The sequence below is a fragment of the Streptomyces sp. AV19 genome (assembly GCF_015999245.1).
Lineage (GTDB): Bacteria > Actinomycetota > Actinomycetes > Streptomycetales > Streptomycetaceae > Streptomyces.
The window spans coordinates 1-10,035 of sequence record NZ_JAEAMR010000010.1 but is presented as its reverse complement, the minus strand read 5'-3'; the positions used below and the strand labels follow the sequence as shown (position 1 = coordinate 10,035).

The following is a 10,035-nucleotide window of genomic DNA, read 5'->3' as shown; positions in this document are numbered from 1 at the left end:
GCCAGGGGGCGAAGCCCCCGGGAGCGGACGCGAGGACGCAGCCCCGCATCAGGCCAGGGCCCCGCCCCGGAACGGGGCGCAGGGGGCGCAGCCCCCGCACCCACCGCGCGGAGCGCGGTGAGCGGGCCGAGGGGCGCAGCCCCGGAAGAAACGGTGAAAGGGCGGGGCGGGGGCAAACCAACCCTCACCCACCCACCGGCACCCGCACCACCCCCAACACCGGCAAATGATCCGTCCCCGCCCGCAAATCAGACTCCTCCACCCCCGCCAACCCCATCGGCACCCCACACCCCAACACCTCAACCCCCCGCGTCGCGAAGACCGCGTCGATCCGCTGCAACGGATCGCCCAGCCGCGTCGTATGCTCCCGCCCCCACGGCTTCACCGCCCAGCCGTCCTGCAGCGCGTCCGCCAGGAGCCCGAACGTCCGCCCGTCCGGCCGGTCGTTGAGGTCGCCGGCGACCACACCGTGGGGCACGCCCATCGACGCCAGCCGGGAGAGCACCAAGTGCCCCTGGGCATACCGCTCCTCGTCACGGATGCTCAGATGGCAGCTGACGACGGCGAGCCGGGCGGCCCGCCCGAAGCGGAGGACGGCCGTCGCCAGGCCGCGCTGGTGCAGCCCGGGCGTCCGGGGCAGCAACACGTCCTCGGCGGACTCCACATGGGGCCGCAGCGAGGACAGGATCATCGGGCCGGAGGCGGTCGCCCCGCCCGTCACGTACACCAGCCCGGCCGCCCGCGCGAAGCGGGCCACCGACTTGCGCCAGCGGAAGAAGCGGGGGGCCTCCTGCACGCAGACGACATCGGGAGCGCAGGCCCGGACGACCCGGGCCAGCGCCCCCACGTCGTCCCGCAGGGAACGGACGTTGTAGCTCAGCACCCGGACGACGGCGGAGCCGTCGGCCTCGGTGCCCGACGCCGGCAGATCAGGCAGCACGTCACGCATGCCACCATCATGATCCGGGTCAGCCCTGGCGCGCCAGGTCGGCCGCGCCGACGAGCCCCGCCTTGCCGCCCAGCTGCGCGGCGAGCACCTGCGCGTGCGGCCGCCACTGCCCGCCGACCAGCCAGCGGCGGAAGGACTTGCGGATCGGGTCGAGGACGAGGTCGCCCTCGTCGGAGAGCCCGCCGCCGACGATGAACGCGGACGGGTCGAACAGCGAGGCCAGGTCGGCGAGTCCGGCGCCGACCCAGCGGGCCAGCTCGCGGAAGGAGTCGATGGCCACCGGGTCGCCCTGCCGGGCGGCCTCGCTGATGTGCTTGCCCTCGATGCCCTCGGGGGTGCCGTCGCCCAGGCCGAGGAGGATCTCGGCGTTGCCCGGAGTGGCCTGGGCACGCTGCTTGGCGTAGCGGACCAGGGCGCGGCCGGAGGCGTACTGCTCCCAGCAGCCCTGGCTGCCGCAGCCGCACAGCAGGCCGTCCGGCACGGTGCGGATGTGCCCGAACTCGGCGGCCACGCCGAAGCGGCCGCGGCGCAGCTTGTTGCCGATGATGATGCCGCCGCCCAGGCCGGTGCCCAGGGTGATGCAGATGACGTCGTCGTGGCCCTGGCCGGCGCCGAAGCGGTACTCGCCCCAGGCCGCGGCGTTGGCGTCGTTCTCGACGACGACCGGGAGGCCGACGCGCTGCTCGACCTTGTCCTTGAGCGCCTCGTGCCGCCAGTTGATGTTCGGGGCGAAGAGGACCGTGGCCCGCTTGTCGTCCACGTAACCGGCCGCGCCGATGCCGACGGCCTCGACGTCGTGGTCGGCGCTGACGGTCCGCACCGCGTCGGCGATGGCGTCGATGACCCCTTCGGGCGTGCTCGGGGTCGGCACCTTGCATGTCGCGAGGATCGAACCCTCTTCGTCGACCACGCCGGCCGCGATCTTCGTGCCGCCGATGTCGACGCCGATGGTGAGTCCCATGTGTCCCTCAGTTTTTCGCTCGAACCCCGCCGCGACAACCGTACCGGAGGTGAGGGAGCTCCCCTGCCGGGCCTCGGTCCGGGGTCTCGACCCCGGCCTCAGTCGAGGTCGATGCGCTCGGTGCCGCCCGGGGCGCCCCCGCCGCCGTCGCCGTCCCGGCCGTCCCGGCCCTCCTTGCCGCCCCGGTCGTCCGCCGCGCCGCGGGTCCACCGCTGCTCCTGGCCGCGCACCGCCGCGCGGTAGGCCGCGAGCAGCTCGGAGCCGGCGGACGCGAGGTGGTCGAAGACCTCGGGGTTGCGCTCGACGACGGGCTCGACGACGGCCTTGGCGGCGTCGACGATCTGCTGGACGGCGCCCTGCGCAGCGGCCCCGGCCAGCGGGAGCTGGAGGCCGGACACCTTGTCGGCGACGGCGTCGACGAGCTTGCGGAACTCCTCCGCGGCCGAACCGGGGCCCCCGCCCGGCCCGTACTGCTCGCGCCGGCGGGCGCGTTCCGCGGCGAGGTCCTCGGCGCAGGCCGTCTCCCAGGCGTCGGGGTCGGGTTCCCCGTGCGGGGCGGGGCGCTCGGTGGCATCGTTCACGGCGGACTCCAGGAACCGGGGCTTTCCTCCGACGTTACCCGAACGAGGCAACGCCGTTCAGGGCGTCCGTGGCCACAGACCGGGGTCGGGCACGAAGCGTACGCACAGCGCTCCGTCCCGCAGCCCCGCGCCGGCCACCGAGCAGCGGCGCAGGGCGGACGGCAGGGGCAGCACGCGCCGGAACGGCCCGACGGCGACGATGAGTTCGTCGCCGCGGCGCACCAGGCCGAGCCCGCCGCGCTCGGCCCCGGGCAGCGGCAGCCGCCAGACCAGCAGATTGTCGGTGGCGAGGTGGTCCTCGACGACGGGGGCGGACCGTGCGGGGCCGTCGCCGGGCTTGCCGAGGCCGGCCCGCTCCGCCAGGCCGGCGAGGTCGGCGGTGCCGCGCGGGGCCCGGCCGAGGTGCGGCAGGCCGAGGACGTCGACGCCGTCGGCCGCGTACTCCTCGCGCAGCGCCTCGTGCGCGGCGCGCTGCTCGGCGGCCAGGCCGGCGAGCCAGGGGTCGCCGCTGCCGGCGGGCAGCAGCCGGTTGGATATGAGGGCGTCGACGCGGACGCCCTGGAGGGCGAGCCCGGCGCGCACCGGCCGCAGCGCGTCCCCGGCGGCCGGGCCCGGCTCGGCGACCAGGCGGACGGTGGTGGAGTCCGCGTCGATCACGTCCTGGACGGCGGCCAGTTCCGCGTCCCAGCGCGCGGCCAGTTCGTAGAGCCGCTGGGCGGGCATGGGCACCCCGGCGAGCTGGGCGAGGACCGGGCGCAGGGCGCGGGCGGCCTGCCGCTCCGGGGGCAGCAGCCGGCGCAGGTAGCGGCGCAACTGCTCGGGCAGGGCGAGCAGCCGGACGGCCTCGTGGGCCGGGGGCATGTCGACGACGAGCAGGTCCCGGAGGCTGTCCTCATGGTGCGCGGCGCGCAGGGCGGCGAGCAGCGCGAGGGGCTCGGCGCCGGGGAGCTCGGTGAGCTCCTCGGGGTCGAGGGGGGTGGCGCCGAGCAGGTCGAAGAGGGCGGCGCCGCGGTCCTGGAGGTCCCCGGCGAGGGCGGTGAAGTGCTCCTCGGGGGCGATCCGGGCGGCCCACAGCCCGGGGGCGGCCTCGACGGGCGTCCCCCACGGCCGGCGGGCGTCCGCGCCGGTGCGCGGCAGCGGGACGCCGAGCACGGCGTCCGGCACGGGACCGCGCTCGCCAGTCAGCAGCAGGACGCGGTGCCCGGCGCGGGCCGCCGCGAGGGCGGTGGCCGCCGCGGCGGTGGTGCGGCCCGCGCCGCCGGGACCGGTGACGAGGACCGTGCGCAAGGGGAGCCTTCCGGGAGGGAGGAGGGGGTCAGGAGGCGACGACGGCCTCAACGCGCTGCTTGAGCCCGGCGAGCGCGCGGTCGATGATGACCTTCTCCGCCTTGCGCTTGATCATCCCCAGCATCGGGATCTTCACGTCGACGGTGAGGGAGTAGGTGGCCTCGGTCCGGCGCCCGCCCTCCAGCGGGACGAGGCTGTAGGAGCCGTCGAGCTGGCGCAGCATCTGCGACTTGGCCAGCGACCAGACGACCGTGTGCTCGTCGGGCCAGGTATAGGACAGCGTGTGGTCGTCCTTGATCGCGCCCGCGTCCAGTACCAGGCGCACCTTGGCGGCCCGGCCCTGATCGTCCTTCTCCAGCACCTCGGCCTGCTTGACCTCGCCGGTCCACTCCGGGTAGCGGTCGAAGTCGGCGATGACCGCCATGACCTCGGCGGGGGTCGCCTCGATCGTGATGCTCGAACTGGTGTGTTCCGCCATCGCTGTGGCTCCTCCGTGCCGGCCGCCGCCTGTGTCGTGACTCGCCTGTGTCGTGCTGTCTGCCGCTGAAGGCTACCTCTCGCGGCGCGTCACCACTCCAGCGCCCATGGCGTACCGGTGGACGCGAAGTGTCCGACGTTGACGCATTCGGTCACGCCGATGCGCATCCTTCGGGCCAGTGGCTGGTGGACGTGGCCGAAGAGCGCGTACTTGGGACGGGTGGCCAGGATGGTCTCCAGCAGCGCCGAACTGCCGCGCTCGAAGCGGCGGGCGACCGTGTCGTAGCAGAGTTCCGGCACGTCGGGCGGGATGTGGGAGCAGAGCACGTCGACCTCGCCGAGGGCGGCGAGCTTGGCGGCGTAGACCTCGTCATCGATCTCGTAGGGGGTGCGCATGGGCGTCCGCAGGCCACCTCCGACAAAGCCGAAGATCCACCCTCCGATGTCGGCCCGCTCGCCGTCGAGCACGGTGGTGCCCGGGCGGGCGTACTCGGGCCAGAGCGCGGGGACGTCGACGTTGCCGTAGGTGGCGTAGGTCGGGGCGGGGAAGGCGGCGAAGAGTTCGGCGTACTGCTTGCGGACGGCCCGCTCGATCTCGGCGTCCTTGTCGAGGCCCGCCCACAGGGCACGGGTCAGCGCGCGGGCCTCGTCGAAGCGGCGGGCCGTCCGCAGCTCGACGAGACGGCCGGCCTCCTCCGCCCCGAACAGCTCGGGGAAGATGCCGCGCGAGTGGTCCGCGTAGTCGAGGAAGAGCACGAGGTCGCCCAGGCAGACCAGGGCGTCCGCGCCGTCGCCGGCGCGGGCCAGGTCCCGGGCGTTGCCGTGTACATCACTGACCACGTGGACTCGCATGGTCAGCACCCTAGGCCGCCGGACGCGATCTCCGGAAGGGCCCTGACCGGGGGTCACGACAGGGCTGCGACCTGCGGTTACTTCCGGGTCACCAAGAGGAGGGGCTAGGGTGCCGGGAGCGGTTCCGCGGCATGTGACGCACAGAACATCTGGGCGTGACCCTCTATTCGAAAGCTGTACTGGTGGGTAACGTCCGGGCCGTCCTCCTTCACCCTGTCTTCACCCCTGCCTGAAACACATGGACCGCAGCCGACGCAGCGCCCCTCGACGACGCGGCGGCGCCGGCGCCCGACGAGGAGCAGCAGTCTTGCGCGAGTTCAGCCTTCCGGCCCTCTACGAGGTCCCAGCGGACGGAAACCTGACGGATCTCATCCGCCGGAACGCCGCGCTCCACCCAGAGGTCGTGGTGATAGGGCGCAAGACCGACGGCGGCTGGCAGGACGTCACCGCGGTGGAGTTCCTCGCCGAGGTCCGCGCCGCGGCCAAGGGCCTGATGGCCTCGGGCGTGCGGCCCGGCGACCGGATCGGCCTGATCTCGCGCACCCGCTACGAGTGGGCCCTGCTGGACTTCGCCATCTGGAGCGCGGGCGCGGTCACCGTGCCGGTCTACGAGACCAGTTCCCCCGAGCAGATCGAGTGGATCCTCGGCGACTCCGGCGCGGTGGCGTGCCTGGTGGAGACCGGGGCGCACGAGGCGTCGGTGGAGTCGGTGCGCGAACGCCTGCCCGAGCTGAAGCACGTCTGGCGGATCGAGGACGGCGCGCTGGACACGCTGCGTACCGCCGGCGAGGCCGTCACCGACGAGGAGGTCGACGAGCGCGGCTCGCTGGCCGACGCGGACTCCCCCGCGACCATCGTCTACACCTCCGGCACCACCGGCCGCCCCAAGGGCTGCGTACTCACCCACCGCAGCTTCTTCGCGGAGTGCGGCAACGCGGTCGAGCGCCTCAAACCCCTGTTCCGCACCGGTGATTCCTCCGTCCTCCTCTTCCTGCCCGCGGCGCACGTCTTCGGGCGGCTGGTGGAGGTCGCCGCGCTCATGGCCCCGATCCGGCTGGGCATGGTCAGCGACATCCGCAACCTCACCGACGACCTGGCCGGCTTCCGCCCGACGCTGATCCTGGGCGTGCCGCGGGTCTTCGAGAAGGTCTACAACGGGGCGCGGGCCAAGGCCCAGGCCGACGGCAAGGGCAAGATCTTCGACAAGGCCGCGGACACGGCGATCGCCTACAGCCGGGCCCTGGACACGGAATCGGGCCCCTCCTTCGGCCTCAAGCTCAAGCACAAGGTCTTCGACCGCCTCGTCTACTCCAAGCTGCGGGCGGTGCTCGGCGGCCGGGCGACCCACGCCATCTCCGGCGGCGCGCCGCTGGGCGAGCGGCTGGGCCACTTCTACCGGGGCATCGGCTTCACGGTCCTGGAGGGCTACGGCCTCACGGAGTCCTGCGCCGCGACCGCGTTCAACCCCTGGGACCGTCCCAAGATCGGCACGGTCGGCCAGCCGCTGCCCGGCTCGGTGATCCGGATCGCCGACGACGGCGAGGTGCTGCTGCACGGCGAGCACCTGTTCACCGGCTACTGGAACAACGAGAAGGCCACGGCCGAGGCGCTCGCCGACGGCTGGTTCCACACGGGCGACCTGGGCACCCTCGACGAGGACGGCTTCCTGCGGATCACCGGCCGGAAGAAGGAGATCCTCGTCACCGCGGGCGGCAAGAACGTCGCCCCGGCTGTGATCGAGGACCGCATCCGGGCCCACGCGATCGTCGCCGAGTGCATGGTCGTCGGCGACGGCCGCCCGTTCGTGGGCGCGCTCATCACCCTCGACGAGGACTTCCTGCCGCGCTGGCTGGAGTCCCACGGAAAGCGGGCGGGCCTGACGGCGGCGGACCTGGCGGACGACCCGGATCTGCTGGCGGACGTCCAGAAGGCGGTGGACGACGGGAACGCGGCGGTGTCGAAGGCGGAGTCGGTGCGGAAGTTCCGTGTCCTCGGCGCCCAGTTCACGGAGGCGTCCGGGCATGTGACGCCGTCGCTGAAGCTGAAGCGGAACGTTGTCGCGAAGGACTTCGCGCGCGAGATCGAGGCGATCTATCACGGGTGAGGGTGCCCGGTGGGGGAGTTGTGCCCCGGCCCCGCCCTTTCACCGTTTCTTCCGGGGAGACCCCGGACCCCATTCGCCCTTCGGGCGAAGTCCTCAAACGCCGGACCCGCGCGGAGCGCGGTGCCGGGCCGAGGGGCGGAGCCCCGGAAGAAACGGTGAAAGGGCGGGCCGGGGGCACAACCCAACCCCCGCCCACCCCCTACGCGTTACTGACCGCCACCCACCGCTCCAGAACCCCCCGGGCCGCCCCCGAGTCGATCGACTCCGCCGCCCGCCCCATCGCCGCCGCGATCTGCGAAGGCAACGGCTCGGCCGAAGGCGCCAACGCCACCAACGCCGCAGCCGAGTTCAGAAGCACCGCATCCCGCACCGGCCCCGTCTCCCCGGCCAGCAACCGCCGCGCGACATCCGCGTTGTACGACGCGTCCGCCCCCCGCAGCGCCTCCACCGGCACCATCTCGATCCCCACGTCCCGCGGATCGAACGCCTCCTCGCGCACGGCACCGTCCCGCACGATCCACACCCGCGACGTGGCCGTGGTCGTCAGCTCGTCCATCCCGTCGTCCCCCCGGAAGACCAGTGCCGACGAGCCGCGGTCGGCGAGCACGCCGGCCAGGATGGGCGCCATCCGGGCGTCCGCGACGCCGGTCGCCTGGGCCCGCACCCGGGCCGGATTGGTCAGCGGACCGAGGACGTTGAACGTGGTCCGCACCCCCATCTCCCGCCGCGCCGCCGCGACATGCCGCAGCGCCGGATGGAACTTCACCGCGAAGCAGAAGGTGATGCCCGCCTCCCGCGCCACCTCGACCACCCGCGCCGGGGACAGGTCCAGGTTGACGCCCAGCTTCTCCAGGACATCCGAGGCGCCGCTGGCGGAGGACGCGGCCCGGTTACCGTGCTTGACGACCTTCACCCCGGTGCCGGCCACCACGATCGAGGACATCGTGGAGATGTTCACCGTCTTGGCGCCGTCGCCCCCGGTGCCCACGATGTCCACGCTGGGCCCGGGCACCTCGATGAGGTTGGCGTGCCGGTACATGGCCCGGACGAGCCCGGAGATCTCGGCGACCGTCTCGCCCTTGGCCCGCAGCGCCACGGCGAAGGCGGCGATCTGGGCGTCGGTCGCCGCGCCGCGCATGATCTGGTCCATGGCCCAGGCGGTGTCGTCCGCGCTCAGGTCCCGCCCGCCGAGCAGCGCCTCCAGGACGCCCGGCCAGGAGAGGGACACCGCGCCGTCGCCGCCTGACTGGGTCGCAACGTTCATGGGTCCACGCTCCTGGTGGTCGTCCGGTACTCGGCCTCCAGCCTAACCAGGTCCGGGAAACGGCGAAGAGCCCCGTCCATGCGCTGGACGGGGCTCTTCGCTGTGGCGATCAGTTATGGGCGATCAGAGATCAGTGGTGGCCGTGGCCGCTCGTGATCTCCTGGTACTCCTTGGCCGAGGCCTTGGAAACGTACCGGTCCTCGCCGTAGTAGCTCTTCGAGAGCCGGACCCGCAGCTTCTGCGTGGCCTTCACCTTGCGGACGACACCGTTCTCGTCGACCTCGGGCTCCAGGGCCAGCGGCTTCGGCTGCTCGTGCGCGGTCAGCGTGTGCAGCTGCTCCTGCGTCAGCGGCTCGTGGACCTCGATGAACTCACCGTGCGGCAGGCGCTTGATGATGCCCGACTCGCGGCCGTGCAGCACCTTCTCCTTGTCGCGGCGCTGGAGACCCATGCAGATCCGGCGCGTGGCGATGAACGCCAGGACCGGGCCGGCGAAGAAGGTGATCCGGACGAACCAGGTGACCGAGTTGACCGACAGGTTGAAGTGGGTGGCCCACAGGTCGTTTCCACCGGCCATCAGGGCGACGCCGTACATCGTCAGCCACGCCACACCGAAGGCGGTGCGCGTCGGGGCGTTGCGCGGGCGGTCCAGGATGTGGTGCTCGCGCTTGTCGCCGGTCAGCCACGACTCCAGGAACGGGTAGACCGCCATGATGCCCAGCACCGCGCCGAAGACCAGCAGCGGGATGAAGACGCCCAGGACCAGGGTGTGGCCCGCGAAGCTGATCTCCCAGCCCGGCATGATCCGGAAGAGACCCTCGGACATGCCCAGGTACCAGTCGGGCTGGGCGTTGGTCGAGACCTGGTCCGGCCGGTACGGGCCGAGCTCCCAGACGGGGTTGATCGTCGCGATCGCGGAGATCGCCGCGATGACACCGAAGACCAGGAAGAAGAAGCCTCCCGCCTTGGCCATGTAGACCGGCATCAGCGGCATGCCGACGACGTTCTTGTTGGTCCGGCCCGGACCCGCGAACTGCGTGTGCTTGTGGTAGATGACCAGGATCAGGTGGCCGACCACCAGACCGAGCATGATGCCCGGCAGCAGCAGGATGTGGATCGAGTAGAACCGCGCCACGAAGTCCGTGCCCGGGAACTCCCCGCCGAACAGGTAGAAGGAGATGTACGTACCGACCAGCGGGACGGACATCACCAGACCGTCGGCGATGCGGACACCGGTGCCCGAGAGCAGGTCGTCCGGCAGCGAGTAACCGGTGAAGCCGGTGAAGGTGCCGAGGACCAGCAGCAGGAAGCCGAACAGCCAGTTGACCTCGCGCGGCTTGCGAAACGCGCCCGTGAAGAAGACGCGCATCATGTGCACCATCATGCCCGCGATGAACACGAGGGCCGCCCAGTGGTGGATCTGCCGGATCAGCAGACCACCGCGCACGTCGAAGCTGATGTCCAGCGTCGACTTGAACGCCTCCGACATCCGCACGCCCTGCATCGGGACGTACGAGCCGTGGTAGACGACCTCGTTCATGCTCGGGTGGAAGAACAGCG

Annotated in this window: 9 protein-coding genes; 1 reads left to right on the top strand and 8 read right to left on the bottom strand. The window is 72.3% G+C overall.

Translation table 11 applies throughout. The annotated features are described in order from the left end of the window. Positions 1 to 184: 184 nt before the first annotated feature. The 6 genes from I5Q34_RS18385 to I5Q34_RS18360 form a co-directional block, all read right to left on the bottom strand. Positions 185 to 949 (bottom strand): endonuclease/exonuclease/phosphatase family protein, encoded by a 765-nt coding sequence (locus I5Q34_RS18385; RefSeq protein WP_199893419.1) that lies wholly within the window; start codon positions 947 to 949, stop codon positions 185 to 187. A gap of 19 nt (positions 950 to 968) precedes the next feature. After that, the gene (locus I5Q34_RS18380; RefSeq protein WP_199893418.1) at positions 969 to 1,910 is read right to left on the bottom strand and encodes an ROK family glucokinase; all 942 of its coding nucleotides are present in this window, start codon (positions 1,908 to 1,910) and stop codon (positions 969 to 971) included. Between the two features lie 98 nt (positions 1,911 to 2,008). Continuing rightward, positions 2,009 to 2,491 (bottom strand): DUF5304 domain-containing protein, encoded by a 483-nt coding sequence (locus tag I5Q34_RS18375; protein WP_199893417.1) that lies wholly within the window; start codon positions 2,489 to 2,491, stop codon positions 2,009 to 2,011. 57 nt (positions 2,492 to 2,548) lie between these two features. Beyond that, positions 2,549 to 3,778 (bottom strand): ArsA family ATPase, encoded by a 1,230-nt coding sequence (locus tag I5Q34_RS18370; RefSeq protein ID WP_199893416.1) that lies wholly within the window; start codon positions 3,776 to 3,778, stop codon positions 2,549 to 2,551. Positions 3,779 to 3,806: 28 nt separating this feature from the next. Beyond that, positions 3,807 to 4,256 (bottom strand): SRPBCC family protein, encoded by a 450-nt coding sequence (locus I5Q34_RS18365; RefSeq protein ID WP_199893415.1) that lies wholly within the window; start codon positions 4,254 to 4,256, stop codon positions 3,807 to 3,809. 89 nt (positions 4,257 to 4,345) lie between these two features. Further along, positions 4,346 to 5,107: a metallophosphoesterase gene (locus tag I5Q34_RS18360; protein WP_199893414.1), complete on the bottom strand. Its 762-nt coding sequence runs from the start codon at positions 5,105 to 5,107 to the stop codon at positions 4,346 to 4,348. Between the two features lie 307 nt (positions 5,108 to 5,414). On the opposite strand from I5Q34_RS18360, the gene I5Q34_RS18355 reads away from it, so the two are divergent. Further along, positions 5,415 to 7,211, top strand: coding sequence for a long-chain fatty acid--CoA ligase (locus I5Q34_RS18355; RefSeq protein ID WP_199893413.1), 1,797 nt, complete (start codon positions 5,415 to 5,417; stop codon positions 7,209 to 7,211). A 199-nt stretch (positions 7,212 to 7,410) separates the two neighbouring features. Here the strand turns inward: I5Q34_RS18355 and trpD are convergent, their stop codons facing one another. Together trpD and I5Q34_RS18345 are read right to left on the bottom strand one after the other, a co-directional pair. Then, entirely contained in the window at positions 7,411 to 8,475 is a 1,065-nt protein-coding gene (gene trpD / locus I5Q34_RS18350) for an anthranilate phosphoribosyltransferase (RefSeq protein WP_199893412.1), read from the bottom strand. A 130-nt stretch (positions 8,476 to 8,605) separates the two neighbouring features. Beyond that, positions 8,606 to 10,035: cytochrome bc complex cytochrome b subunit (locus I5Q34_RS18345; protein WP_199893411.1), on the bottom strand; the 1,430-nt coding region annotated here is incomplete at its 5' end.

What these genes read in the sequence shown, in the direction of transcription:
- I5Q34_RS18380 (WP_199893418.1), bottom strand. Translation starts at nt 1,910, where the DNA reads ATGGGACTCACCATCGGCGTCGACATCGGCGGCACGAAGATCGCGGCC.
- I5Q34_RS18365 (WP_199893415.1), bottom strand. Translation starts at nt 4,256, where the DNA reads ATGGCGGAACACACCAGTTCGAGCATCACGATCGAGGCGACCCCCGCC.
- I5Q34_RS18385 (WP_199893419.1), bottom strand. Translation starts at nt 949, where the DNA reads ATGCGTGACGTGCTGCCTGATCTGCCGGCGTCGGGCACCGAGGCCGAC.
- trpD (WP_199893412.1), bottom strand. Translation starts at nt 8,475, where the DNA reads ATGAACGTTGCGACCCAGTCAGGCGGCGACGGCGCGGTGTCCCTCTCC.
- I5Q34_RS18360 (WP_199893414.1), bottom strand. Translation starts at nt 5,107, where the DNA reads ATGCGAGTCCACGTGGTCAGTGATGTACACGGCAACGCCCGGGACCTG.